Source organism: Pseudomonas sp. W2Oct36 (assembly GCF_041060465.1).
Lineage (GTDB): Bacteria > Pseudomonadota > Gammaproteobacteria > Pseudomonadales > Pseudomonadaceae > Aquipseudomonas > Aquipseudomonas graminis_B.
Map to the genome: position 1 here is coordinate 37,002 of NZ_JAUERW010000018.1, position 25,289 is coordinate 62,290.

General features: G+C 60.2%; 28 protein-coding genes and 1 tRNA gene. 17 read left to right on the top strand and 12 right to left on the bottom strand.

Annotation, left to right across the window (positions count from 1 at the left end; genetic code table 11):
- Nucleotides 1–26: 26 nt before the first annotated feature.
- On the bottom strand, nucleotides 27–1,463 hold the full coding sequence (locus QWI18_RS20470) for a M48 family metalloprotease (protein WP_065986750.1): 1,437 nt from the start codon (nucleotides 1,461–1,463) through the stop codon (nucleotides 27–29).
- Between the two features lie 146 nt (nucleotides 1,464–1,609).
- On the opposite strand from QWI18_RS20470, the gene QWI18_RS20475 reads away from it, so the two are divergent.
- Entirely contained in the window at nucleotides 1,610–1,861 is a 252-nt protein-coding gene (locus tag QWI18_RS20475; protein ID WP_065986752.1) for a sulfurtransferase TusA family protein, read from the top strand.
- Nucleotides 1,862–1,898: 37 nt separating this feature from the next.
- Nucleotides 1,899–2,969, top strand: a complete 1,071-nt coding sequence (locus QWI18_RS20480) for an AI-2E family transporter (protein WP_065986753.1) — start codon at nucleotides 1,899–1,901, stop codon at nucleotides 2,967–2,969.
- Between the two features lie 113 nt (nucleotides 2,970–3,082).
- On the opposite strand, the gene QWI18_RS20485 is transcribed toward QWI18_RS20480, so the two are convergent.
- Entirely contained in the window at nucleotides 3,083–3,556 is a 474-nt protein-coding gene (locus QWI18_RS20485; protein ID WP_192132097.1) for a peroxiredoxin, read from the bottom strand.
- A 10-nt stretch (nucleotides 3,557–3,566) separates the two neighbouring features.
- Nucleotides 3,567–4,130, bottom strand: a complete 564-nt coding sequence (locus QWI18_RS20490) for a glycine cleavage system protein R (RefSeq protein ID WP_037014004.1) — start codon at nucleotides 4,128–4,130, stop codon at nucleotides 3,567–3,569.
- Between the two features lie 313 nt (nucleotides 4,131–4,443).
- Between QWI18_RS20490 and dapA the strand changes: the two genes are divergently transcribed.
- The 6 genes from dapA (at nucleotide 4,444) to QWI18_RS20520 (ending at nucleotide 9,064) form a co-directional block, all read left to right on the top strand.
- Nucleotides 4,444–5,322: a 4-hydroxy-tetrahydrodipicolinate synthase gene (dapA, locus tag QWI18_RS20495; RefSeq protein WP_192132095.1), complete on the top strand. Its 879-nt coding sequence runs from the start codon at nucleotides 4,444–4,446 to the stop codon at nucleotides 5,320–5,322.
- 17 nt (nucleotides 5,323–5,339) lie between these two features.
- Nucleotides 5,340–6,455: an outer membrane protein assembly factor BamC gene (gene bamC / locus QWI18_RS20500; protein WP_296311001.1), complete on the top strand. Its 1,116-nt coding sequence runs from the start codon at nucleotides 5,340–5,342 to the stop codon at nucleotides 6,453–6,455.
- The gene (locus tag QWI18_RS20505; protein WP_065986758.1) at nucleotides 6,456–7,214 is read left to right on the top strand and encodes an MBL fold metallo-hydrolase; all 759 of its coding nucleotides are present in this window, start codon (nucleotides 6,456–6,458) and stop codon (nucleotides 7,212–7,214) included.
- 60 nt (nucleotides 7,215–7,274) lie between these two features.
- Nucleotides 7,275–7,988 carry a phosphoribosylaminoimidazolesuccinocarboxamide synthase gene (gene purC / locus QWI18_RS20510; protein ID WP_065986760.1) on the top strand — a complete coding sequence of 238 codons (714 nt, stop codon included), beginning with the start codon at nucleotides 7,275–7,277 and terminating at the stop codon, nucleotides 7,986–7,988.
- Nucleotides 7,989–8,092: 104 nt separating this feature from the next.
- Nucleotides 8,093–8,182 (top strand) — tRNA-Ser (locus tag QWI18_RS20515).
- A gap of 204 nt (nucleotides 8,183–8,386) precedes the next feature.
- The gene (locus QWI18_RS20520; RefSeq protein WP_192132091.1) at nucleotides 8,387–9,064 is read left to right on the top strand and encodes a class I SAM-dependent methyltransferase; all 678 of its coding nucleotides are present in this window, start codon (nucleotides 8,387–8,389) and stop codon (nucleotides 9,062–9,064) included.
- Between the two features lie 45 nt (nucleotides 9,065–9,109).
- Here the strand turns inward: QWI18_RS20520 and QWI18_RS20525 are convergent, their stop codons facing one another.
- Nucleotides 9,110–9,340, bottom strand: a complete 231-nt coding sequence (locus QWI18_RS20525) for a DUF6555 family protein (protein ID WP_065986976.1) — start codon at nucleotides 9,338–9,340, stop codon at nucleotides 9,110–9,112.
- Between the two features lie 396 nt (nucleotides 9,341–9,736).
- On the opposite strand from QWI18_RS20525, the gene QWI18_RS20530 reads away from it, so the two are divergent.
- Complete coding sequence (locus QWI18_RS20530; RefSeq protein ID WP_192132089.1) at nucleotides 9,737–11,425, top strand: NAD-dependent malic enzyme; 1,689 nt, start codon at nucleotides 9,737–9,739, stop codon at nucleotides 11,423–11,425.
- Between the two features lie 129 nt (nucleotides 11,426–11,554).
- Nucleotides 11,555–13,216: a GMC family oxidoreductase gene (locus QWI18_RS20535; RefSeq protein WP_369319710.1), complete on the top strand. Its 1,662-nt coding sequence runs from the start codon at nucleotides 11,555–11,557 to the stop codon at nucleotides 13,214–13,216.
- 40 nt (nucleotides 13,217–13,256) lie between these two features.
- Here the strand turns inward: QWI18_RS20535 and QWI18_RS20540 are convergent, their stop codons facing one another.
- Both QWI18_RS20540 and QWI18_RS20545 read right to left on the bottom strand, forming a co-directional pair.
- Nucleotides 13,257–13,574 carry a DNA-binding transcriptional regulator gene (locus QWI18_RS20540; protein WP_192132085.1) on the bottom strand — a complete coding sequence of 106 codons (318 nt, stop codon included), beginning with the start codon at nucleotides 13,572–13,574 and terminating at the stop codon, nucleotides 13,257–13,259.
- Nucleotides 13,571–13,915, bottom strand: a complete 345-nt coding sequence (locus QWI18_RS20545; protein ID WP_192132083.1) for a toxin — start codon at nucleotides 13,913–13,915, stop codon at nucleotides 13,571–13,573. Before QWI18_RS20545 ends, QWI18_RS20540 begins: the two co-directional genes overlap by 4 nt.
- Before the next feature lie 258 nt (nucleotides 13,916–14,173).
- On the opposite strand from QWI18_RS20545, the gene QWI18_RS20550 reads away from it, so the two are divergent.
- The 6 genes from QWI18_RS20550 (at nucleotide 14,174) to QWI18_RS20575 (ending at nucleotide 19,905) form a co-directional block, all read left to right on the top strand.
- Nucleotides 14,174–15,823 (top strand): phosphoethanolamine transferase, encoded by a 1,650-nt coding sequence (locus tag QWI18_RS20550; protein ID WP_192132491.1) that lies wholly within the window; start codon nucleotides 14,174–14,176, stop codon nucleotides 15,821–15,823.
- Complete coding sequence (locus QWI18_RS20555) at nucleotides 15,816–16,475, top strand: class I SAM-dependent methyltransferase (protein ID WP_192132081.1); 660 nt, start codon at nucleotides 15,816–15,818, stop codon at nucleotides 16,473–16,475. The genes QWI18_RS20550 and QWI18_RS20555 overlap by 8 nt, the downstream gene beginning before the upstream one ends.
- A 140-nt stretch (nucleotides 16,476–16,615) precedes the next feature.
- The gene (gene rnd, locus QWI18_RS20560) at nucleotides 16,616–17,749 is read left to right on the top strand and encodes a ribonuclease D (protein WP_369319711.1); all 1,134 of its coding nucleotides are present in this window, start codon (nucleotides 16,616–16,618) and stop codon (nucleotides 17,747–17,749) included.
- Nucleotides 17,746–18,039 carry a YcgL domain-containing protein gene (locus QWI18_RS20565; protein WP_369319712.1) on the top strand — a complete coding sequence of 98 codons (294 nt, stop codon included), beginning with the start codon at nucleotides 17,746–17,748 and terminating at the stop codon, nucleotides 18,037–18,039. Before rnd ends, QWI18_RS20565 begins: the two co-directional genes overlap by 4 nt.
- A 131-nt stretch (nucleotides 18,040–18,170) precedes the next feature.
- Complete coding sequence (locus QWI18_RS20570; RefSeq protein ID WP_369319713.1) at nucleotides 18,171–19,103, top strand: D-2-hydroxyacid dehydrogenase; 933 nt, start codon at nucleotides 18,171–18,173, stop codon at nucleotides 19,101–19,103.
- Between the two features lie 352 nt (nucleotides 19,104–19,455).
- A complete protein-coding gene (locus QWI18_RS20575) occupies nucleotides 19,456–19,905 on the top strand; it encodes a YcgN family cysteine cluster protein (RefSeq protein WP_369319714.1) in 450 nt (149 codons plus the stop codon).
- A 62-nt stretch (nucleotides 19,906–19,967) separates the two neighbouring features.
- Here QWI18_RS20575 and QWI18_RS20580 read toward each other — a convergent pair whose 3' ends face one another.
- From QWI18_RS20580 to QWI18_RS20595, 4 genes are all read right to left on the bottom strand, one after another.
- Nucleotides 19,968–20,339 (bottom strand): DUF2892 domain-containing protein, encoded by a 372-nt coding sequence (locus tag QWI18_RS20580; RefSeq protein WP_065986777.1) that lies wholly within the window; start codon nucleotides 20,337–20,339, stop codon nucleotides 19,968–19,970.
- A gap of 85 nt (nucleotides 20,340–20,424) precedes the next feature.
- Complete coding sequence (locus tag QWI18_RS20585) at nucleotides 20,425–20,913, bottom strand: RNA methyltransferase (protein WP_065986778.1); 489 nt, start codon at nucleotides 20,911–20,913, stop codon at nucleotides 20,425–20,427.
- 156 nt (nucleotides 20,914–21,069) lie between these two features.
- Nucleotides 21,070–21,441 (bottom strand): YajD family HNH nuclease, encoded by a 372-nt coding sequence (locus tag QWI18_RS20590; RefSeq protein WP_296309126.1) that lies wholly within the window; start codon nucleotides 21,439–21,441, stop codon nucleotides 21,070–21,072.
- 70 nt (nucleotides 21,442–21,511) lie between these two features.
- Nucleotides 21,512–22,198: a spermidine synthase gene (locus QWI18_RS20595; RefSeq protein ID WP_122623072.1), complete on the bottom strand. Its 687-nt coding sequence runs from the start codon at nucleotides 22,196–22,198 to the stop codon at nucleotides 21,512–21,514.
- A gap of 111 nt (nucleotides 22,199–22,309) precedes the next feature.
- Between QWI18_RS20595 and QWI18_RS20600 the strand changes: the two genes are divergently transcribed.
- On the top strand, nucleotides 22,310–22,597 hold the full coding sequence (locus QWI18_RS20600; protein WP_065986782.1) for a hypothetical protein: 288 nt from the start codon (nucleotides 22,310–22,312) through the stop codon (nucleotides 22,595–22,597).
- 16 nt (nucleotides 22,598–22,613) lie between these two features.
- Here the strand turns inward: QWI18_RS20600 and QWI18_RS20605 are convergent, their stop codons facing one another.
- The gene (locus tag QWI18_RS20605) at nucleotides 22,614–23,081 is read right to left on the bottom strand and encodes a Crp/Fnr family transcriptional regulator (RefSeq protein WP_369319715.1); all 468 of its coding nucleotides are present in this window, start codon (nucleotides 23,079–23,081) and stop codon (nucleotides 22,614–22,616) included.
- A gap of 118 nt (nucleotides 23,082–23,199) precedes the next feature.
- Nucleotides 23,200–25,257: a S9 family peptidase gene (locus QWI18_RS20610; protein WP_369319716.1), complete on the bottom strand. Its 2,058-nt coding sequence runs from the start codon at nucleotides 25,255–25,257 to the stop codon at nucleotides 23,200–23,202.
- Nucleotides 25,258–25,289: the final 32 nt, after the last annotated feature.

The window sequence follows — 25,289 nt, forward strand, 5'->3', positions numbered from 1 at the left end:
TTGCAGCTTGCCGCTCGTAGCTCGCTTCAGTTCATCATGTCCTTCACCGCCCGCTCCTGAGCGATGATTTCCTGCTGCCGCGCGTCGATGCGTGAGGCCAGCTGGAAGTTGTTGTTCGCCCGTCGCTTGGCAAATTCGAGCTGTTGAATCGCCTGCTTGAAATCGCCCATCAGCGCAAAATATTCCGCACGGGCCTGATGCAGGCCGATGGTGTTGCCGGACAGGCCGCGGGTGTCGGCCACCTGATTCCAGATGTCTGGATCGTCGGGGCGGCTCTTCAACAGAATCTCCAGAGACTTCAACGCCTCGGGCGCCTTGGACTGCTTGAGCAAGACGTCGACTTTCGCCTGATTGAGCGGGTAGTTGTCGGGATACAGATTCAGCATTCGGTCCACCCGCTGTTGAGCGTCAGGCAGGCGATTGTTGGAGATGTCCAGGTTCACGGCGGCGAGGTTGTAGGGAATATTGTCCGGCGCCTTGTCGAGCAAAGGCTTCAGCGTCTCACGGCCTTCGTTGAGCTGACCCGCCTTGGTCTGGGCAAGCGCCAGACCGTAGCGAGCCGCGTCGTTTTTCGGGTTCTCGGCCAGTTGTGCACGGAAACGCTTGGCGGCCATGCCGGGGGTTTCTTCGTAAATCAGCACGGTGCGTGCGCGCATCAATTGATACGCCGGGCTGTCTTCCTTGCCGCCGGGCTTGGCTTGTTCGGCGCGGTTGCGCGTGTCGGCGATACGGGATTCGGTCACCGGGTGGCTCATCAGGAATTCCGGCGGCTTGGCGTCATAGCGATACTGGCGTGCCAACCGCTCGAACATGGTGGGCATGTTGCGCGGGTCGTAGCCGGCCTTTTCCAGATTGAGGATGCCGATGCGGTCGGCTTCTGCTTCGTTCTGCCGGGAGAATCGCGCCTGCTCCTGAATCGCGGCAGCCTGGGTGCCGGCGATCGCGGCAATCCCCGCATCGCCCGCGCCCGCAGCGGCCATGACGATGCCGGCAAGCATCGCCGCCATTACCGGCACTTGCATGCGCTGTTGCGCCTGTACGCCCCTGGCAAAGTGCCGCTGCGACAAGTGAGCCAGTTCGTGGGCGAGGACCGCAGCGTATTCGCCTTCGGTTTCAGCGTGGAGGAACAACCCGCCGTTGACCCCGATGATCCCGCCGGGCGCTGCAAAGGCGTTGATCTCCGGGGTGTTGATCAGGATGAACTCGAGACGGCGGTCCTGCACCTGGCTGGTTTCGGCGAGCCGGTAAACCGACGATTCGACGAAGTCCTTGAGCAGCGGGTCGGACAGCTGTGCCACTTCAGAGCGCAGCAGCCCGAGCCAGGCACGCCCCAGGTCGTGTTCCTGCTGCGGAGAAACGATGGATGAACTCGCGTCGCCGAGGGAGGGCAGGTCGTCTTCTGCGAAACTCGGCGCTGCCAGCAGGCAGGCGAGGGTCAGCAGCGTGGGGCGCAAAAAATTCATGCACGAAACTCTGGGGCAGAAAGGCGTCACTGTAGCTGGCTCAATGGCTTGCTGACCAGAGTGGGGTATTCTGGAAAACTTGTAAGAATGTTCTTCCGCCCGTTGGCTTTTATGCGGGGGCGGATGTGTCTATCCGGAGAGAAACGATGTCTGACGCTGTAGGACACCCCGCGGCCTGCGATGCAGAGCTGGACGCCAGCGGCCTCAATTGCCCGCTACCCTTGCTCAAAGCCAAGATGGAACTCAACCGTCTGGCCAGCGGCGCGGTGCTCAAAGTGACGGCTACCGACGCCGGCTCGCAGCGTGACTTCCGTACTTTCGCAAAATTGGCCGGGCACGCGCTGCTCCACGAAGAAAACGCTGACGGCATTTATCGGTATTGGCTACGCAAGGCCTGAGCGTTTCTGACCCCTCGCAACCCCCTTAGGATTCTTGATGTTCAAAGTGCTTCGCGACTGGATACAGCGCTACTTTTCCGACGAGGAAGCGGTAGTGCTGGCGGTGTTGTTGGTTCTGGGATTTACCGTTGTCCTCACCCTCGGCGGCATGCTCGCGCCGGTGCTCGCCGGGTTGGTGCTCGCCTTTCTGATGCAGGGGCTGGTCAACCTGCTCGAGCGTTTGCGGGTGCCCGAAGGCGGCGCCGTCGGGCTGGTCTTCGCTTTATTCATGGGGGCGCTGGCGCTGTTTCTGCTGGTGCTCGTGCCTTTGCTGTGGCGCCAGCTCATTACCTTGTTCAACGAATTGCCCGGCATGCTCGCCAAATGGCAGTCGCTGCTGTTGCTGCTGCCGGAGCGTTATCCGCACCTGGTGTCGGACGAGCAGGTCTTGCAGGCGATAGAAGTGGCTCGCGGCGAGGTCGGAAAGTTCGGGCAATGGGCGTTGACGTTTTCCCTGTCCAGCTTGCCGCTGCTGGTCAACATGATGATCTACCTGGTGCTGGTGCCGATCCTGGTGTTCTTCTTCCTTAAAGATCGTCGGATGATCAGCCGCTGGGCGAGGGGCTATCTGCCACGCGAACGTACGCTGATTACCCATGTGGCCGAGGAAATGAATCGGCAGATCGCCAACTACATTCGCGGCAAGGTTATCGAGATTTTCATCTGCGGCGGGGTGACCTACATCGCCTTCGTGACCATGGGCCTGAATTACTCGGCGTTGCTGGCGATGCTGGTGGGGATTTCGGTGGTGGTGCCCTATGTGGGCGCGGTGGTGGTGACGGTGCCCGTGGCGTTCATCGCGCTGTTCCAGTGGGGCTGGAGCGATCAGTTCATCTATCTGATGGCGGTCTACGGCATCATCCAGACCCTGGACGGCAACGTGCTCGTGCCACTGCTGTTCTCCCAGACCGTGAGCCTGCACCCGGTGGCAATCATCTGCGCCGTGCTGTTGTTCGGCGGGCTGTGGGGGTTCTGGGGGATTTTCTTTGCGATCCCGCTGGCGACCCTGTTCAAGGCCGTGCTGGATGCGTGGCCACGAAACGAACCGACGGTGGCGCCGTTGCTGTAAATGTTGCCGTGCTTTTGTAGGAGTGGGCTTGCTCGCGATCGGCGTCGTCATGGTCAACCTACGATGACTAAACGAACCCGATCGCGAGCAAGCTCACTCCTACATCATGGCGATCAAGCCTGGTTAAGCGCCTGAGCCGCTTCAAGCACCGCCGCCACATGCCCCGGCACCTTCACGCCGCGCCATTCCTTGCGTAGCACACCGTCCTTGTCGATCAGGAAAGTGCTGCGGTCGACGCCCAGGTATTCCTTGCCATACAGCTTTTTCAGCTTGATGACATCGAACAGCTGGCACAGCGATTCGTCCTTGTCCGAAATCAGCTCGAACGGGAATTCCTGCTTGGCCTTGAAGTTCTCGTGGGATTTCAGGCTGTCCCGCGACACACCGAACACCACCGTGTTGGCTGCCTTGAAGTCGGCGTGATGATCGCGAAAGCCCTGGCCCTGGGTGGTGCAGCCAGGGGTGCTGTCCTTCGGGTAGAAATAAAGGACGACCTGCTGACCCTTGAGCGCCGACAGGCTGACCGCCTGTTCGCTCGTGGCCTGCACTTGAAAGTCGGCAACGGGTTGGTCGAGTTCTACAGCCATTCGGGATTCCTTACATCGGTGCTTGAGGGCGCCATGGTTCGATCAGCGCATCAAGGTTGAGGGCGTCGGCGAAGTCCAGGAACTGGTCACGCAGCCAACTGATCTGGGTGCCGGCCGGTAATGTCACGGTGAACGTCGCGTTGAGCATGGTGCCGCCGGTCTGCGGTGCCTGATAGGTGTCGCAGATTAGGTTTTCCAGCTCGACGTTGTGATCGATGAAGAACTGGCACAGCTCGTTAATGATGTCCGGGCGATACGCCGAACTGACGTAGGCCACGTAGGGCAGGGCTTCCGGGCGGTTTTCCAGCGAAGCGCTGCGCACCACATTGACGGTGAAGGCGTGTTTCTTGGCCAGATTGGGCAGACCCGTTTCCAGACGCGCCAGGGCGTCCCAGCTGCCGGAGATCTGCAGGATCAGCGCGCTGCACTCACCGTGGCGAGTGAGGCGTGAGCTGACGACCGAGCAACGGCTTTCGTTACTGGCGCGGCACAGGACGTTGGTCAGCTCCATTGGGTTGGCGCCAAGGGCACTGATGACAAGGAATTGTTCGCGAACTGTGGGGATGGATGACATGCAGCATTCCTAAACGATGAGCGGTCGGTACGCAGCAGGCCTTTGCCGGCGGGCTCGACGGACGAAGGCATCGTGACGTCGCCCCGACCCACAGCCGGCAATCGCTGCCATGAGCCTGTCATGGCGCGCGATAACGACGCAGGGCGGGGTAATTGACGTCAAAATCGAGCAGTCGAACGAGCCGGGCAGATGACCCGTACCGATCAAAGACCGAAGGGTAGCGAAAACCGGCGCCGAGGGGAATGCTCGCCTTGTGCAAGGATCATGGCGCCAGTACCATTACCGCTCTCTTTTTCCGGCAGGAGCGGTTTGCATGATTGCGGGCAGTATGGTGGCACTGGTCACACCCATGGATGCACAAGGTCGTCTCGATTGGGACAGCCTGAGCAAACTGGTGGACTTTCACCTGCAAGAGGGCACCAACGCCATTGTTGCCGTCGGCACCACCGGTGAATCCGCGACGCTCGACGTCAACGAGCACATCGAAGTCATCCGCCGCGTGGTTCAGCAGGTCGCTGGCCGCATTCCGGTCATCGCCGGCACCGGCGCCAACTCCACCCGCGAGGCGGTCGAACTGACCACCAACGCCAAGAACGCCGGTGCCGATGCCTGCCTGCTGGTCACCCCGTACTACAACAAGCCGACCCAGGAAGGCTTGTACCAGCACTTCAAGCACATCGCCGAAACCGTCGACATCCCGCAGATTCTGTATAACGTGCCGGGTCGTACTGCCTGCGACATGTCGGCCGAGACCGTCATCCGCCTGTCGAAAGTCAAAAACATCATCGCCATCAAGGAAGCCACCGGAGACCTGCAGCGCGCCAAGGATATTCTTGCCGGCGTGAGCAGCGACTTTCTGGTCTATTCCGGCGACGACGCGACTGCTGTCGAGCTGATGTTGCTCGGTGGCAAAGGCAATATTTCGGTCACCGCCAACGTCGCACCGCGCGCCATGGCCGACCTGTGCAAGGCCGCGATGGACGGTGACGCCGACACCGCCCGCGCCATCCACGAAAAACTGATGCCGCTGAACAAGACTCTGTTCATCGAATCGAACCCTATTCCCGTGAAATGGGCCCTGCATGAGATGGGTTTGATGCCAGACGGTATTCGTCTGCCACTCACCTGGCTCAGCGAGTCCTGCCACGAGCCGCTGCGTCAGGCCCTGCGCCAGTCCGGTGTATTGGTCTAATGAGGAAGCATTACGCAATGAAGCGACTGGCCGGACTTTCCGCACTAGCCTTGATTATCTCCAGCACCAGCGGTTGCAGCTGGCTTTTTGGCCAGGACGGTTATTTCCGCGATCGCAGCAGCGATTACCTGGAAGCGACCCAGAAGCCGCCGATGCAAATGCCCGAAGGCGTTCAGGAAGTCAAACGACTGGACCCCTTGCTGCCGATTCCGCGCAACGTTGCCGACGACACCCAGAAGGGTGAATTCACCGTGCCGCGTCCGCAACCGCTGACCACCGCTCAGGACTCCGGCGACTACACGCTGCAGAAGAGCGGCGACAACCGCTGGATTCTTGCCCAGCGCGCACCGGCTGAAGTCTGGCCTGTGGCGCATCAGTATTTCGAAGACAACGGTTTCCGCATCGCCGAAGATCGTCCGCAAACCGGTGAATTCAACACCACCTGGCAGCGCATGGATGAACTGTCCGCATCGGTGGCCAAGCGCATGGGTTCGAGTGGTGATGCCGCCAGCACCGAGACCCGCGTGCGCGTTCGTATCGAGCCGGGCGTGCAGCGCAACACCAGTGAAATCTATGTGGTCAGCGTGCAACGTCCGGCCGGCAGCCGTGATGATCCTGCATTCCCGTCGCGCAGCACTAACGTCGGCCTCGACTCCGTGCTGACCGATGACATGCTGGCAAGCCTGACCCGTACGGCCGAGAAGGGCGGTTCAGTGTCCCTGCTGGCGGCGCGTGATTTCGACACCCCAAGCCGTGTCTCTCTCAGTGAAGACGGCAGCGGCAACCCGGTGCTGAACCTGGGCGCAGACCTGGATCGGGCGTGGTCGAGCGTCGGCCGTGCGCTTAACCAGGGCGACTGGCGCGTTGAAGACATCAACCGCAGCCTGGGCCTGTACTACATCAACCTGGCGGAAAAAGCCGACAAGCCTGAAAACAAGCCTGGCTTCCTCAGCCGTGTGTTCGGCAGCGAAGAGTCCAAGGAAGAGAAAGAAGCCCGCGCCGAGCGTTATCAGGTTCGCCTGAGCAAGGTCGGCGAGAACGTTCAGGTAACGGTCGAGAAGAACATCAACACCGTGGCGCCGACGGAAGTCGCTCGTCGTGTGTTGAGCGTCATTCAGGACAACCTGGGTTAAGTGCGCTTCGCGGTTCTCGGCAGCGGCAGCCGTGGCAATGCCACGCTGGTTGCGAGCAACGACACGTATGTGCTGGTCGATTGCGGTTTCTCCTTGCGGGAAACCGAACGGCGGCTCGACAGGCTGGGCGTCAGCGGTAAACAGCTCAGCGCCATTCTAGTGACCCACGAACATGCCGATCATGTGCATGGCGTGGGTTTGCTGTCTCGGCGCTACGATGTGCCGGTGTACCTCAGCGACGGTACGCTGCGCGGCATGCGCAAACCGGTCGAAGCCGGTCTTCGGCTGGTGGGCGGGCAGGGGCTGCGCATTGGCGGTCTGGACATTGACGTGGTGTCGGTGGCTCACGATGCGCTGGAGCCCACGCAGTTCGTGTTCAATGACGGGCGCCGTCGCTTCGGCCTGTTGACCGACCTTGGCTCGTATTGCCCGATGGTGCTCGACAGCTACCGCGGCCTCGACGCGCTCATGGTCGAGTCCAATCACTGCCGCGATCTGCTCGCCCGGGGTCAGTACCCGTACTTTCTCAAGCAGCGGGTGGGTGGTGATCACGGTCATTTGAACAATCATCAGGCTGCCAGTCTGGTGAACGAGTTGGGATGGCAGGATCTTCAGCACCTGGTGCTGGCCCATCTGAGCAGCAAGAACAACCTGCCGCATCTGGCCCGGCAATGTTTCGTCGACACCCTTGGGTGCGACGAGGACTGGCTACAATTGGCCGATCAGGATTCAGGGCTCGACTGGCGCGAAATCGCCTAGCGTCCCAAACGGGCGACTCGCCCCCCATTATTCAGCCAGATTCAGCAAGCGGAGCCCATCATGGAAAAACGTGAAGAACTCTACCGCGGCAAAGCCAAGTCGGTTTACAAGACCGATGACGCTGACCGCTTGATCCTTGTGTTCCGCAACGACACCTCGGCGTTTGACGGCAAGCGCATCGAACAGCTCGACCGTAAAGGCATGGTGAACAACAAGTTCAACGCCTTCATCATGCAGAAGCTGGAAGCCGCTGGCATTCCGACCCAGTTCGATAAACTGCTGGCCGACAACGAAGTGCTGGTCAAGAAGCTCGACATGATCCCGGTCGAATGCGTCGTGCGTAACTACGCCGCCGGCAGCCTGGTCAAGCGCCTGGGCGTGGAGGAGGGCGTGAAGCTCAACCCTTACACCTTCGAGCTGTTCCTGAAGGACGACGCCAAGGGCGACCCATTCATCAACGACTCCCACGTCGTCGCGTTCGGTTGGGGCACCGCCGAGCAACTGGTTCGCATGAAAGAGCTGTCCCTGAAGGTCAACGAAGTCCTGTCCAAGCTGTTCGACGACGCCGGCCTGCTGCTGGTCGACTTCAAGCTTGAGTTCGGCGTGTTCAGCGACGGCTCGATCGTCCTGGGCGACGAGTTCAGCCCGGACGGCTGCCGCCTGTGGGACAAAGAAACCCGCAAGAAAATGGACAAGGACCGCTTCCGTCAGGGCCTCGGCGATGTCATCGAAGCCTACGAAGAAGTCGCCCAGCGTCTTGGCGTACCGCTCTGATCCAACGCTTCACGCGTAAAACGCTGCAAGCATCTGAAAGAACGCGAAAAAATCCGTAAAAAGGGTTCGCGTTCTTCGGACGAACTGTTATGATGCGCGCCGTTGGAGAGATGCCGGAGTGGCCGAACGGGACGGATTCGAAATCCGTTGTACTGGCGACAGTACCTAGGGTTCAAATCCCTATCTCTCCGCCATTATTTGAAAAGCCCCAGAAGTTATGCTTCTGGGGCTTTTTTGTTTCCGCGATTTAAAAAAACCCCTCCAAAATCCGAGCTGCGCCCTGCGCACTTTACTTTTTCCAACCCCCGCCTACTCTCGATCTCACGCCCCTTCACGGTACGAGATCGCTCCACGCTCCATCCCCAATCCCTCAGCCCTTCCGGCGAGTCAGAGAAGCCATGACTACCATCCAACAGCTCAACGATTTCATCAGCAACCCGGAGCTCAACGATTCGATCGCGCAGATCTGGACATTCATCGGCGAGCATTTCGAGCAGGCGCAGAGCACGTTGCCGGCAGAGCGGGCGATGCCGCGCAAGGAGTTGTCGTTTCATGATCATGTGCGGCTGCTGGGGTATCTGGCGCTTCTGGTCGAAGGCATCCCCGGTGATGTGGTGGAGATTGGCGTTTGGAAGGGCAAGTCGCTGGTGCTGATGAATGAGGTCTGCAACCGCGAGCGCCGCATCATCGGGATTGACCCCTTTGAGCTGCCCAACCAGTTTGAGGAGTTCAGTTATTACCAGGAGAAGCTGTTCTCGAACGCTCTGGTGCTGAGGGGCTATTCAGAGTTATGCGCCGAGCGTTTCTACAACCTGTCGCCGAAGGTGGCGCTGTTACACGTCGATGGCGGCCATGCCGGGCGCAATGTGCTGTTGGATTTCCTGCTGTATTCGCCCAGCGTCGTACCGGGTGGCTTTATTGTGTTCGACGATTACGGCGACTTCCAGCATTCACCTGAAGTCGGTCCGGCTGTGGACCTGCTTCGCGCGACGGGCTATTTCAAGGGATTCAACGTGATTGGGTGTGTGCATGGCTTTGAGGCGAGCTATGTGATTCAGCGCGTTGGACAGGCCTGACCACGGCGTCAAAAAAGTGGGTAGATCGGCTTGGAGGGCAATCAATCAGACCCACTCCCCCCAGCGCACGTCCGTCAAACCGTAGCGGCGACCATGGGCCATCAACGCTGTCAGCTCCTCCCGGGTCTTGGACAGGTTGTGCAGCACGCCTATGCCTGCGTGCAGACAGGCGTAATACCAGGCGTCTGATTCGTCCAGCACTGAGTCGGGTTGGAGAAATACTCGGTGCTCGCCCAGAAAGCGGTAGTGGATGCGAAAGATGCGCTGGCCTGACATTGATATCTCCGTTTTGATATCAATGTGACTGCAATGGCTCATCGCCAGTTCAATGTGTAAGTCATTTCGTCCATCGGTCGAGGGTGACCGTGGTCGAAAGAGCTTTGCTCGAAACGGTCGATTTCCCATAACGTCGTTTTTACTGTGACCCGCCACGGCCTGCTGGTTCCCAATGCACGGCCAGTTTCTGACCGTTTGGACGACTTGGCTCCATCATTTCGCAATCGTAGGGCGACAAAATGTCGCAATCGTTTTCAGGCGAGTAAGATAGGCACCCTGTTTTTACCCCCTATTTCTTCGGACGGATCCTGCGTTGAGCGTCGTGTACATCGACCTCCGGGGCCTCGTTTCTACGACGTATTGATAGAGCAAACAGAGAAAAGGCGATCACTGCAAATGACCAAGACCTCGCGACCTTTATATATTTCCTATGCCGGCCCTTCGTTGCTGGAAATGCCGCTGCTCAACAAGGGCAGTGCGTTCACACCGCAAGAGCGCATCGATTTCAACCTGGTCGGCCTGCTGCCCCAGAACGTCGAAACCATCGAAGAGCAGGTCACCCGCGTTTACAACCAGTACCAGCAATGTGCGAGCGACCTGGATAAACACATTTACTTGCGCTCGATCCAGGACAACAACGAAACCCTGTTCTTCCGCCTGCTGGATTCGCACCTCGACGAGATGCTGCCGATCATCTACACCCCGACCGTGGGTCAGGCGTGTCAGGAATTCTCGAAGATCTACCGCACCCACCGCGGGCTGTTCATTTCCTACCCTGAGCGCGACCGCATCGACGACATCCTGCGCAGCGCAACGAAAGATCGCATCAAAATCATCGTGGTGACGGACAGCGAGCGCATCCTCGGCCTGGGCGATCAGGGCATTGGCGGCATGGGCATCCCAATCGGCAAGCTTTCGCTGTACACCGCGTGCGGCGGCATCAGCCCGGCGTACACCTTGCCGATCGTGCTCGACGTGGGCACCAACAACAAAGAGCTGCTGGACGACCCGATGTACATGGGCTGGCGCCACGAGCGCGTGACTGGCAAGGAATACGACGACTTCATCGCCCTGTTCATCGAGGCCGTTCAGCGCCGCTGGCCGGACGTGCTGCTGCAGTTCGAAGACTTCGCCCAGACCAACGCCATGCCGTTGCTGGAGAAGTACCGCGATGAGTTGTGCTGCTTCAACGACGACATTCAGGGCACCGCATCGGTTGCCGTGGGTACGTTGCTGGCGGCGTGCAAGGCCAAGCACGAGACCCTGGGCCAGCAGCGGGTGGTGTTCCTGGGCGCGGGTTCGGCGGGTTGCGGGATTGCCGAGCACATCATTGCGGCCATGGTGATCGAAGGCCTGAGCGAGGCTGAAGCGCGCAAGCGCGTGATGATGGTCGACCGCTTCGGGTTGCTGACCGACAGCATGGACAACTTGCTGGACTTCCAGAAGAACCTCGCGCAAAAGTCCGCCGACGTGGCTGGCTGGTCGAGCGGCGAGGGTTCGCCCGAGTTGCTGGACGTGGTCGCCAATGGCAAGCCGACTGTGTTGATCGGCGTCTCCGGCCAACGCGGCCTGTTCACCGAGCAAGTCATCCGCGAGATGCACAAGCACTGTGCCAAGCCGCTGGTGATGCCGCTGTCCAACCCCACCTCGAAGGTCGAAGTCACCCCGCAGGAAGTGCTGACCTGGACCAACGGCGACGCGCTGGTGGCGACTGGCAGTCCGTTTGCCCCGGTCACCGTGGGTGATCGCACGTTCCACATCGCCCAGTGCAACAACTCCTACATTTTCCCGGGCATCGGCCTGGGTGTTGTGGCGTCGAAAGCCACGCGCATCACCGACAAAATGCTGATGGCCGCTTCCAATGCGCTGGCGGAATGCTCGCCGATGGTCACGGGCAAAGGTGACGCTGTGCTGCCGCCGCTGAAGGAGATTCAACAGGTGAGCAAGAAGATTGCCTTGGCCGTGGCCAAGCAGGCTCAAGCTGAAGGCATCGCGCTGGAGACCACCGAACAAATGCTCGTCGAAGCCATCGAGCGTCACTTCTGGATGCCGAGCTACCGCAGCTACCGTCGCAGCGCTGTGTAATCGCACCGCCACTGACGGCAGACGCTTCAACCGGACCGCCCCATGGAAACATGCGGCGGTCTTTTGTTTTGTGGCGAAAAACTTCAGGATGGGGCCTGCATAAAAACAAAAAATATCAGCGAGGGACGCATGCAAATGGACGTCGGTCTTCATGACTACATCATCGTCGGCGCAGGCCCGGCGGGCTGCCTGCTGGCCAATCGGCTGTCGCAGAATCCTGCTCATCGGGTCCTGCTGCTTGAAGCCGGCGGCCAGGACAATTACGCCTGGATTCATGTGCCGGTGGGTTACCTCTACTGCATCGGCAATCCGCGCACCGACTGGTGCTTCAAAACCGAAGCGGAGCCCGGCCTCGGCGGACGCGCGCTCAACTATCCGCGCGGCAAAGTACTGGGCGGCTGCTCGTCCATCAACGGCATGATCTACATGCGCGGGCAGGCCCGGGACTACGACGGGTGGGCGGAGCAGGGCAACACGGGCTGGGGCTGGGGTGACGTCCTGCCAATCTTCAAACGCTCGGAAAACCATTACGCCGGCGACTCGGACCTTCACAGCGCGAACGGTGAGTGGCGTGTCGAGCAGCAGCGTCTTTCATGGTCGTTGCTGGATGCGTTCCGTGAAGCGGCGGCTCAAACCGGCATCCCGTCGATCCCCGACTTCAATGGCGGCGACAACGAAGGGTGCAGCTATTTTCAGGTGAATCAACGGCGCGGTGTGCGCTGGAACGCGTCCAAGGCATTTCTCCGTCCGGCATTGAAGCGGCCGAACCTGACGGTAATCACAGGCGCGGAAGTGTCGCGCGTCGTGTTCGAAAACAGTCGAGCCAGCGGGGTGATTGCTCGCGTCAACGGGCAGGAACAGACGCTTCGCGCGCGACGGGAAATCATCCTTTGCTGCGGCGCCATCGGATCGCCCATGGTCCTGCAACGCTCCGGCATCGGGCCGCGGCCATTGCTGGAAAAGCTCGGCATTGGCGTGCGGCATGAGCTCCCCGGGGTTGGCGCGAATCTGCAGGATCACCTGCAGTTGCGCCTGATCTACAAGGTCACCAATGGCCAGACGTTGAACCAGATGGCCGGCAGTCTGTGGGGCAAGATGAACATGGGCCTGCGCTACGCCTTCAATCGCAGTGGGCCGTTGGCAATGGCGCCGAGTCAGCTGGGTGCTTTTGCGCGCTCGGGGCCGGAGCAGGCGAGCGCTAATCTTGAATACCACGTGCAGCCCTTGTCCCTTGAGCGCTTCGGCGAACCGCTTCACGGCTTCCCTGCATTCACGGCGTCAGTGTGCGACTTGCGCCCGCAGAGCCGTGGGACGGTGGAGGTCCGTTCGGCGCTGGCCGATGCCGCGCCGGTCATTCGGCCGAATTATTTGAGTCACGAGACCGATCTCAAAGTCGCTGCCGAAGCCATTCGCCTGACCCGTCGCATCGCCGCTGCTCCTGCGCTTGCTCGCTTCGAGCCGGTGGAGTACCTGCCCGGCGCGGGCCTGCAAACCGAGGAAGAACTGCGCGAGGCCGCCAGCGTCATCGGCACGACGATCTTTCACCCGGTCGGCACCTGCAAGATGGGGCAGGGCCGCGACGCCGTGGTCGACGAACGCCTGCGCGTGCACGGCATCACCGGCTTGCGCGTGGTGGATGCGTCGATCATGCCGAACATCACCTCCGGCAACACCTGCTCGCCGACCGTGATGATCGCCGAGAAGGCGGCGCAGATGATTATTGAGGATGAATTGAGGAGCGGCATACCGGAGATAACGAGCCTGCCCACCGCTCTTGAATCCCGGGCTTAATAGGGCGAGCGTTGAACGCTAGTGCCCGATAAGCAAACGCCTAAATCGCACTCAGGCGGTCAACCATGTCCGGAAATTTTTCGACCAGTTTGATCAGCAGGGCAGCTTGGGCATTGGGTTTGGATTTTTCCTGCTCCCAGTTGCGCAGGGTGCTCGTGCTGGTACGGATCCGCCGCGCAAATACGTTTTGAGACATGTGCAGTCTTTGCCTCAAGGCCACTATTTCCTGCGCAGAAATATTGGGCGCCGGCCTGTCTTCGAAGGTATCGCTCCGAAGGGTGAGCTTCCCCTCTCGGTGCGCCGTCATCTCTTCAACACCCTCCATCATTTCTGCGAACAGGTCGCGCTTCTTGCTCATCGTTTGCCTCTCTTGCGCAGCTCTGCGTCGATAGCGGCCTTCAATTGACGCTGCTGATCAGCGGTCAAGTTCGAGACCTCATCCTTGTCATAGATCGAAAACATCCAGATCTGGCGATCATTGATTAGCCAATAATAGATAACCCGCAGGCCGCCACGCTTGCCTTTGCCTCGACGTTCATCGTGCCAGCGCAGCTTTCTGAATCCGCCCGTTCCTGGCATGAGATCCCCTGACTCGGGGCCTGCCAAGATATGAATCTGAAGCGCGCGATAGCCATCATCGTCGAGGTAGCCCGGCCTAAGCCGGCTGAAAGTTGTTGTTTCGAAAAATACAGCATCCATAAAAGGGTAGGCAACCTGATTATGTTTGGTCTGACCTCTAAGCTATCGGTCAGAGCGAAACGCTTCACCTCGTTTTCTGCGACCAACTGTTGCATCGATTCGATGCGTCCAATGGAATGCCGCGGCAACACACCAATCCCACCCCACCATTCGTTCTCATCCTTTTCACAAAAAATTGATGGCCAGATGCCTAGAGTTCGCGGCATCGGCGGGGTTTCCTCCGCGTTTATATTCTCATTTCCACCCAAGCAGACTTTTATGCTGAACGTCAAAGCAGTTCGTCCCGAGCTTGTGACAGTGCTTGCCAGTGCCTTTCTATTGATCGGGTTTAACCTGACCCTCTGGCAGCATTTATTTGCAATTACTGACTCTGATGGTAAGGGCCTGTTGTTGCGTTGTGCTTTTGCGCTGATGGTGTTTTGTGCGTTTAATATTTTCTTCACGCTGTTAGCGTTCAAACGCGTATTAAAACCGGTGTTGATCGTTATCTTTTTCGTCAGCGCCGGCGTGGCTTACTTCATGAGCCAATACGGCGTGATGATTGATTCGGGGATGTTTAGAAACTTCGCTGAAACCAATGTCACGGAAGTACGCGATTTGCTCTCGTTGAAGTTGCTCGCTTATTTGTTTTTTCTGGGTGTGGTGCCGTCGTTCATTCTTTTCAAAACACCGATTGCCTATCGCCGCTGGCCCCGTGAGTTGCTCAGCAAGGCGCTGGTGTCCGTGGTGTGCGCGGTCGCCATTGGCGGTGTTGCGTTGATGAATTACCAGGGGCTGTCATCGCTGTTTCGCAATCACCACGAGTTGCGCCTGATGGTGGTGCCAAGCAACTACCTGGCAGCGTCCGTGGGTTACTTGAGCGAGCAGGTCAAGTCGGCGCAGCGGCCGTTCTTGAGCATCGGTCAGGACGCCAAACTTGCCAGCGACTGGCAGCAGCACAAGCGCAAGTCGCTGACCGTGCTGGTGGTGGGTGAAAGCGCGCGGGCGGAGAACTTCGGCATCCTGGGTTACAACCGCGATACCACGCCCCAGCTGAGCAAGGAGCGCGGCCTGCTCACCTTTACGGATGTGCATTCCTGCGGCACGGAGACGGCGGTGTCGGTGCCGTGCATGTTTTCCAACATGGGCCGCAAGGATTACAACGCAACCACCGCGCGCAATGAAGAAGGCATGCTCGATGTGCTGAAACGCGCCGGGCTGGATGTGATCTGGCGGGACAACCAGTCGGGCTGCAAGGGCACCTGCGACCGGGTGACGTTGCAGGATGTCAGCAATCTCAAGGACCCGGCGCTGTGCGCCAACAACGAGTGTCGCGATGAGATCCTGTTGCAGGGCCTGCAGAAGTTCATCGACACACTGGACAAGGACACCGTGCTGGTACTGCATCAGATGGGCAGTCATGGTCCTGAGTACTTCAAGCGTTATCCAAAAGAATTCGAGAAGTTCACCCCGGTGTGCGAAAGCAATGCGCTGAATAACTGTTCCCGGGAAAGTATCGTCAACGGTTATGACAATACATTGCTCTACACCGACCATGTACTGGCGTCGCTGATTGATATTCTGCGCAGCAATCAGGGCAAAGTGGACACGGCCATGGTGTATTTGTCCGACCACGGTGAGTCACTGGGTGAATACAACCTGTTCCTGCATGGCACGCCTTATGTGCTGGCGCCCGATCAACAGAAACATGTCCCGATGATTGCCTGGTTCTCCGAGAACTATCAGCAGTCATTTGCAGTGGATACCCATTGCCTGCAAAAAGAGCGCAATGCCCCTCTCAGTCAGGACAACCTGTTCCATTCGATGCTGGGCCTGCTGGAAGTGCAGACAAAGGTCTATAACCCGGCGCTGGACATGTTCGCGGGTTGTCGGGGGATTTATACGGACGGGGTACTGGCCAATGAGTGAGCCCCTCGGCAAAAAAATACACGTCGACGCGTACGTGGGCGGGCACGAACACACCCTCAGTCGACGTCTGAGTCTGTGGCGCGATGCGCAGTTGGCACGGAGGGCGTTGCGTGATGCGGGCGAGCCTGGACTGGTGCTGGACGTGCCGTCGGGTTCGGGGCGTTTCTGGCCGGTGCTGGCCGAACACGCCAATCGGGTGATCCTCGCAGCCGATCCGTCCACCGACAGGCTGGCGCTCGCCGAGGCGCAGTCATCCAACGAAGTGCGCAAGCGCATCCGCACATTCCAGAGCTCGGCGTTTTCCATCGGCCTGTCCGGCAACGCGGTGGACTGCATTTTCTGCATGCGATTGTTCCATCACCTGGCCGACAGCGAAAAACGCGGCGCGATTCTCGACGAGTTCCATCGGGTAACCCGCGACACGGCCATCGTCGGGCTGTGGGTGGACGGTAACGTCAAAGCCTGGCGTCGCAAACGGCAGCAGGGTCGACTGGACGCCGGCATGTCTGCGCCCCGCAATCGATTTGTGGTGTGCCGCAGCGACATTGAATCCGAGTTCGCGCGGGCGGGTTTCAGAGTCGTCGATCACCACGACTTTCTGCCCGGCTACGCCATGTGGCGCGTGTATGTGCTGCGCAAGGCGGGCCAGTGATCAGTGATCGGATGGACGGTCGTCGCCGCGGCGGCTATTTGCGCGCTCCAAAGATGAAGTTGTTCGAGACTTGCAGGACGGATGCCCGGTAACCGCTTGTAGCGATATATACTGCGCGCCATTCTTCGAGGGAGAGCCGTGTGGCCATCGATATTCACTGGATTCGCGACGACCATAGCCTCGCCGAACATTGCGCACAGTGGCAGACCCTGTCCTACGTCGCGCTCGACACCGAATTCATGCGGGTCGACACCTTTTATCCCATCGCCGCGCTGTTGCAGATCGGCGACGGTTCACGCGCTTACCTGATCGACCCGTTGCTGATAAGCGACTGGAAACCTCTGGCCGCGCTGCTGGAAAACCCTGACGTCATCAAAGTCGTTCACGCCTGCAGCGAGGACCTCGAGGTGCTGTTGCGCCTGACCGGCAGTCTGCCGGCGCCGCTGTTCGACACGCAACTGGCTGCGGCCTACCTGAACCTCGGGTTCTCGATGGGTTATTCGCGTCTGGTCCAGGAAGTGCTGAACATCGACCTGCCGAAAGGCGAGACCCGTTCTGACTGGCTGCAGCGCCCACTTTCGGAAACCCAGATCAGCTACGCCGCCGAAGACGCCGTGCACCTGGCAGAGGTGTACAACCTGCTGCGTCCGCGTCTGTCCGATGAAAAGTACGCCTGGGTGCTGGAGGACGGTGCCGAGCTGGTCGCCAATCTGCGCCGCGAAACCGATCCGTATCACGCTTACCGCGACGCCAAGCTGGCGTGGAAGCTGTCCCGGGCGCAACTCGCCGTGCTGCGTGAGCTCTGTGCCTGGCGCGAGCAGCAGGCGCGCCTGCGCAATCAGCCACGCAACCGCGTGTTGCGCGAGCACTCGCTGTGGCCGCTGGCAAAATCCCAGCCGGACAACCTCGCCGCGCTGGCGAAAATCGATGATATGCACCCCAAGACCGTGCGTCAGGACGGCGAGTTTCTGCTCGACCTGATCAAAAAAGCCGGCAGCGTGTCGCCGGATCTGTGGCCGCCCGCCTTGCCGGAGCCGTTACCGATCGAGGCTTCAAGCGTGCTGAAGAGCTTGCGCGTCATAGGCCAGCAGCAAGCCGAGCGCCTCGACATGGCCCCGGAATTGATGCTGCGCAAAAAGACTCTCGAAGCCCTGCTCAAGACCGGTTACCCAGACGGTCCCTATAAACTGCCCGACTCGCTGCGTGGCTGGCGCCGCGAATTGATGGGCCAGATGCTGCTCGACAGCCTGGCCAATGCCGGAGAACAGCCTTGAAACATATTTGCTCCATCTACCGCAGCCCGCGCAGGAACGAAATGTACCTGTATGTCCTCAAGAGCGACGCACTGGAACGTGTGCCTGAAGAATTGCTGACTGCGTTCGGCAAGCCGCAGCACGCTTTCAACCTGGTCCTGTCGCCAGAGCGCGCTCTGGCCCGTGAAGACATTCATGTGGTGCTCGCCAACCTGGAAAAGCAGGGTTACCACCTGCAGATGCCACCGGCCGAAGACGATTACATCGAGCACCTGCCCGAAGAGCTGCTGCGCCGCAACGATCCGATGTGATCGATTTCTGACCCTGCAATCCACCGCAGGGGTACACCGGACCGTTGCATGCGTCAGACCTGACCGGCTCAATCGAGCGCGGTCCGGAACGCTGTGCGGTCGCATGCCCCGTTTATTCGAGTTTTGAAGCCATGCGCGTTCTGATCGCCGAACACGATTATCCCGTTTACACCGAACTGCTCCGCCAGGCGGCCCCCGAAATCGAAGTGCTGAGCAGCGGTAATTCCGCCGAACTGTCGAAAATGGCCGCCGAGGCGCCGATCTGGCTCGGTCAGCCCGATTTGCTGGCCAATCTGCTGCGCCAGGGACACAAACCGAAATGGCTGCAATCGACCTGGGCCGGCATCACGCCGCTGCTGGCTGACGGGCTGTACCGCGACTATCAACTGACCCGCGCCGTCGGCATCTTCGGTCAGGTGATGGCTGAGTTCGTGCTGACCTACATGCTGGTGCATGAGCGTGAGGTGCTGGCGCGGTTGGTCAGTCAGGTCGAGCGCAAGTGGGACAACCGCATGGGCCGCAGCCTGTCCGGACGCAAGGCGTTGATCGTGGGGACGGGCGACATTGGCCGCTTCGTGGCGCAGTTCCTCGTGCCGTTCGGCGTTGAGCTGTATGGCGTTGCGTCGAGTGCGCGGACCGAAGCGCCGTTCGTTGAGGTGGCTGCGCTGGAGGACCTGCCGCGTCTGGTGGCCGAGGTCGATTTCGTCATCAACCTGCTGCCCAACACGCCGCAGACCCAGGACCTCTACAACGCCAAACTGTTTGCCGGCTTCAAGCCCTCGGCGTTGTTCATCAACGTCGGGCGGGGCACGGCGGTGGTGGATGCGGATCTGGTCGAAGCGCTGAAAGAAGGGCATCTGGCGGGGGCGGTCATTGACGTCTGCCGGCAGGAGCCATTGCCCCAGCGTCACCCGTTCTGGACGGCATGGGGCCTGTTGCTCACCGGTCACAGCTCGGCGCCGACCTCGCCGCCGGCGATGACTCAGCTGTTCGTGGACAACCTCAAGGCCTATACCGCCGGCGAGGCATTGCGCGGCGAAGTGGATTTCGCCAAGGGGTATTGAGCACTTCCCGGCTGAAACCGGTCCTGCTGACACAGCGATGAGTGGGACCGGCTTCAGCCGGGAAGAGGCCCGTGTGTACGCCATCCAGTTTGCGGCGTGCCCCCGACGCCCTCCCGGCTAAAGCCGATCCCACTAAAACCCAGCGTCCAGCCCTTACAAACTGAAATCCCCTTCAGCCGCCCGTTCAGCCAGCGGCCGACGCGGGCTCGGCGTTTCGCGGACCGCATTACCCCGCCAAAGCAGGTCCAGCCGGAGGAACGCGTTTACCGACAGTCGCCAATGCTTGGCCCAAATGACTTGTGCCTCTAGACTGGCGGCCTTTCATTGCCCCACAGCTGTTTGCGCGAGAACCATGGCCGCCATCGTAGAACCCTTCTGGATACGCAAAACCCTTGAACAGCTCGATGCAGTCGAGTGGGAGTCGCTGTGTGACGGCTGCGGTTTGTGCTGTCTGCAAAAGCTCGAGGACGAGGACGACGGCAGCGTTTATTACACGCGCATTGCCTGCAAGCTGCTGGATATGAAGAACTGCGCCTGCACTGACTACTCGAATCGTCGCGCCCAGGTCCCGGACTGCATTCAGCTGACGCCGGGAAAGGCTGATGAATTCAAGTGGTTGCCGCCCACCTGCGGCTATCGGCTGGTCAGCGAGGGCAAGGACTTGCCGCTCTGGCACCACCTGGTGTGCGGGGACCGGGAACAGGTGCACAAGCAGCGTATTTCTCAGTCCGGCCGCATGCTCAGTGAAAGCAGCGTGCTGGAGGACGACTGGGAGGATTACCTGATTTTTCGTGCGGGCTAAAGCAAAAAGCTCGTGGGGCTGTCGGTTCAGCCGTCACGAGCTTGCGTGCGATGCAGCGTGGATCAGACGCCTTTCGGACCTTTCAACGCGTCGGCGCCGGTGTCGACAGCGTCTTCTACAGCGACTTCAGCCTTGGTCTTCAGCTTGCTCAGCTCGGCGCCGGCTTCTTCGATGCGCGAACGGGCCACGTCCATCTCGCTGCGGCTTTTGTCGATCAGCGCTTTGGCCGAGCAGTGGCCGGTAATACCACGGGCCAGAACGGCACCGCCGATTGCCAGTTGCACCAGACCAAAGATCCCGCCGCGGCGCAGACCCTTGCCCATCATCAGTACACCACCTGCCAGCGAGCCAATACGCTCCCAGCCCTGTACGTTCTGCTCCGGGTAGTCGTGCAAAGGTCGTTCGATGCGTTCAATGATCGGGGTGTCGCTCATGATGCGTTCTCCGTGAAAGGTAGGGTCCTTAAAGCTGACTGTCAGCAGCGCAAACTGTTCAATGCGTTTTGTCAGCGCGCGGACGTCAGGTGCGATCGGTTTCCCGTCCGAACTGCGGGCCGGAGCGGGTGTTGATGCCTTTGGCCATGCGGTCGTAAAGCACGACGTTGACCGTCGCGGCGAGGTTCATGCAGCCCGTCGTGGGGATGTACACCACGTCTTCGCACCAATCGCGGATTTCCTTATCCAGTGAACCGTCTTCCGGGCCGAAGATGTAAATCGCGCGATCCGGGTGGGTGTACTCGGGCAGCGCCCGTGCGCCTTCGACCAATTCCACGGCCACCGGCACGCAGCCCAGCGGGATGATCTTTCTCAGGTCATCGATGCCGATCAGCGGAATGTCCTGATGAATCTTCTTGGTGTCAGTGACGAAATCACGCGCACGCTCATAGCGCTTGCCGGTGTAGAACACCGACGCCACGCCATAGCAGCCTGCTGCGCGCATCACCGAACCGACGTTTTCCGGGGATTTGGGATTGAACAAGCCGATGCAGGCATAGCGTTTGTTGGCCACGGGGGAGGGTGCTCATCAGAGAAAGCGCAGGATTATAGGGGAAAGAAGCAGCGGCAAGCTTCAAGCTTTAAGCTGCAGGAGGCGGTGAACGGTGGCCCGTCAGACGCCGCTGTGCTTTTACTTGCCGCTTGCCGCTCAAAACGTGCAGCTCATTCCTCAGTCTTTCTTCATCAACCCGGCCAGCGCGGCGAACGGGTTGTGGGTGGCCTTGGCGGTTTTCGGGCTGCTGGTCGAGCTTTCCGAGAAGTATTGCTGATCGGTGTAACGCGAGTGTTCGTTGTCGTGGCAGTACAGACACAGCAGCTCCCAGTTGGAGCCGTCCTGGGGATTGTTGTCGTGGTTGTGGTCGCGGTGGTGAACGGTCAACTCGCTGAGGCGTTTACCGGTAAATTCCCGGGCGCAGCGGCCGCAGACGTGCGGGTACATGCGCAGGGCTTTGTCGCGGTAACCCATTTCGCGATCACGCTGGGCGTCGGCGAGGATGCGGTCCAGTTTGGAAGTGTTGGTTGGCGTGTTGGCCGAACTCATGGCGTCACCTGTTTCGTGTTCTGTTGGCGATGGAGAGCAATGCAGGCAAGTCTAGCGCTTTGCTCGTCGATCAGCCCTTCAGTTTTTCAGCGATCCAGATGGTATGCCGTGTGCCCTTGTTGCCGTGGGCGTAGACCTTGACCTCTTCAGCTTTGAAACCGGCCTTGCGCAGTTTGTCGCTGAAGGCCGCATCGGCGCTGGCGGACCACACGGCCAGCACGCCTTTTGGGCGTAGCGCGCTGGCACAGGCCGCAAGACCGCCGGCCGAATACAGCCAGCTGTTGGACTTTTGCGTCAGGCCTTCGGGGCCGTTGTCGACGTCCAGCATGATCGCGTCAAAGCCCTGGGGTTCGGCTTTCAGCACTTGAGCGACATCCTGTACCACGACCTTGGCGCGCGGGTCCTGCAACGGATTGCCCGATTTCTCACCCAATGCGCCGCGGTTCCACTCCACCACGCCGGGCACCAACTCGGCGACCACTACTTCGCCGTTCTTGCCCAGGTGCTTGAGTGCCGACGCCAGGGTGAAGCCCATGCCCAATCCGCCGATCAGCACCCGCGGGTTAAGGCGGGCAGCGACCTTCTTGCACGGTATTTCGGCCAGAGCGTCTTCAGAGCCGTGCATGCGCGTGTTCATCAACTGGCCGCCGTCGCCGCCCTGGATCTTGATGACAAAATCTTCGCCGTACTCGAACAGGCACAAGGCGCCGCCGTTATCGGGGATCGGAGTGGTGTCGAGCAGAACAAAACGTTTCATGGATAACTCGTCAAAAGGGTAGGGCCGCATGCAGCGCAATTTGTCAGAGCGCGATGGGTTGCGCAGGAGTAGCCTGAGCGGTAAGCGAAAGATTGGCAGGGGAGGCCAACGATGAAGTGCTCCATTCTACTGACGATTGTCATCACTGTGCTCGGCGCGTCGCAAGCGTCTGCCGAGAGCCTGCAGCCTGTTCTGAATACACCCGAGCCCATCGCGGCTTCCGAGGGTTCGCCCGGCACCGCGACGCCAACGCCGTACCCGCAAGTGGCACCGCCGGGCGTTCCCCATGCAGGCGGGCAAGGCAACCCGCCGTTATTGCCGAAGATTCCCCAGCCAGGTCCGCCAAAGGACGATGAGCCATTGCCCGGCTTGCAGCCGTCGGCCAAGCCCAGTCCCTGACTCACGCTCGACGCTCTCAATCGTGCTGCGTCACCACCTGGCCGTCCATCATGCGCAGCCGCTTCGACATGGCCACCGCGATCGCGCGGATGATCTTCGCCGCCACTTTCGGTGCCTCGTTGAGCATCTTTTCCAGCGAATCCTTGCCAAGGTTCAGCAGGTAGCACGACGATGCGGCGATGCATGTGGCCGAGCGGCGTTCGCCGTCCAGCACCGCCATTTCGCCAAACGCTCTGCCGCTGCGCAGTACGGCGGTCTCCACCGGTTGGCCGTCGCTGTTGAGCTTCTGCACCGACACCGTGCCCGAATGAATAATGCACATGAACGTGCCCGCGTCGCCCTCGTTGAAGATCGCGTCGCCTTTTTCAATGCTGCTGATGCTGAAGTACCCCGCAGCGGCGGCGAATTCTGCAGGCGTCAGGGCTATGAACAGACCGCAGTCCATCAGCATGTCGCGGATTTCTTTGTTGAGTAATGTAGACATGGCGAGTTCTTGTTGAGTGTTCAGGGAGATTGCGTGAAGCACTGGCTGGCGTGAGAGCAGCCCCGGACTTTACAGCGTCCGGGGCTTGCCATGTGACACACCACTCGCGCAGATTTCGTCAGGCCATGTTCAGCACTTTCAGAATAAATCCGTATTCGAGTGCTACGTCACGCAATCCCTGATAGCGCCCGCTCATGCCACCGTGGCCTGCACCCAGTTCGGTCTTGAGCAACAGCAGGTTATCGTCGGTTTTTAGATCACGCAGTTTTGCCACCCACTTGGCCGCCTCCCAATACTGCACGCGACTGTCGTTATAGCCCGCGATCACCAGCATGGCCGGATAATCCTGCGCTATGACATTTTCATAAGGCGCGTAGGCCTTGATCCGCGCGTGAACATCGGCCTCCTGCGGGTTGCCCCACTCGTCGTACTCGGTGACGGTCAGCGGCAGATCGGGATCGAGCATGGTGTTCAGCACATCGACGAACGGGACTTCAGCAATGGCCGCCTTGAACAGCTCAGGACGCTGATTGACCACCGCGCCAATCAACAGGCCGCCGGCGCTGCCGCCACTGATGACCAGTTGCTCGGCAGTGGTGATGTTCTCCGCGATCAAGTGTTCGGCGCAGGTGATGAAGTCGCTGAAGGTGTTCTGCTTGTGCTCCTGCTTGCCGTTGCGGTACCAGGCTTCGCCCAGCTCACCGCCGCCGCGCACATGGGCGATGGCGAAAGCGATGCCGCGATCGAGCAGGCTCAGTCGCGCATGGGAAAACCACGGGTCCAGGCTCTCGCCGTACGCGCCATAGCCGTAGAGATACAGCGGAACCGTCTGACCCGCCAGCTCGCGCTTGACCACCAGGCTGATCGGCACTTGCGTACCGTCGGCGGCCGTCGCCCACAACCGCTGGCTGACGTAGGCATCGGCGTCGAACACACCCAGTACGGGCGTTTCCTTGAGTACGACCTGTTCCCCGGTGGCCAGCGACAATTGCCATACCTGCGGCGGACGGTTCAGCGACTGATAGCGCAGGCGAATCTTGTCGCTCCCGAATTCAAGGGTGTCCTGCACGTACAGGTTGTACGCTGCATCCGGCAGTTGCACGCGATACGCCGGCAGGCCTTGGGGATGTACTTCGACAATCGGCAGGCCGCCTTCGCGCAGGCTCAAGGTCAGGCCTTTGGCGTTGAGGCTGAAGCCGTCGAGCATGACCGTCTCGCTGTGGGCAATCAGGTTCTGCCAGTCGCCACGCTCAGGTGCGCCATCGGCCTTTTCAGCCGCGTGATACAGCGCAAAGTTGATGCCGTCCTGATTGCTGCGAATCACCCAGCTCCATTCGCCCTCGATCAATCCGTGGTCCACCAAATACTCGTGGCCTTCGCTGCGCGGTGCCATGCACACGAACGCCTGCTCGGGCGTGCCCGCGTCCAGCACCCAGGCCTCGCTGGTGGTTTTACTGTCCAGCCCCACGATCAACTGCCGCTCCGAGCTGCTGCGATAGCAATGCAGGAAGAAGCGCCCGTCGGGCTCGCTGAACACCAGCTCGGCGGATGCTTCGCCCAGCTTGTGGCGATACAGCTTGTGCGGACGGTGGGTGTCGTCCAGTTCGCCGAAGAACAGGGTCTGGCTGTCGTTGGCCCAGGTCATGCTGCCGTCGCAGTCTTCGAACGGCAGGCTGCTGACCGCGCCGCTGCTCAGCTCTTTGACGTACAGCTGATAAACCTCCTCGCCGCTGGTGTCGAGGCTGTAGGCCAGGCGCCGATGGTCGGGGCTGATGCTGAACGCGCCGAGGGAGAAGAAGCCACCGCCGGCCAGTTCGTTCGGGTCGAGCAGCAATTCTTCAGCGCTTTCGTCGAGGGTCTGGGAGTCATCGGCCGGGCGCGGGCAGCGGTAGTGACGGGCGTATTCGTCGCCTTCGGTGGTCCGGGTGTAATAAAGATACGGGCCCCAGGGGGAGGGCAGGGACAGATCGGTTTCGAGGATGCGGCCCTTGATCTCCTGGAACAGGGTTTCGCGCAACGGCTGCAGGTCGGCGAGCTGCTGTTCCTGCCAGGCGTTCTCGGCCTTGAGGTAATCGAGCACTTCCTCGGTGTCGCGGTTTTGCAGCCAGGCGTACGGGTCGGCGCCGTCAGCCTGGCGGGCGACCGGGGCGGTGGCAGTGTGTGGGGCGGAAGGCATGCTGGGCTCTCTCACGTGGGCTCATTTAAAAG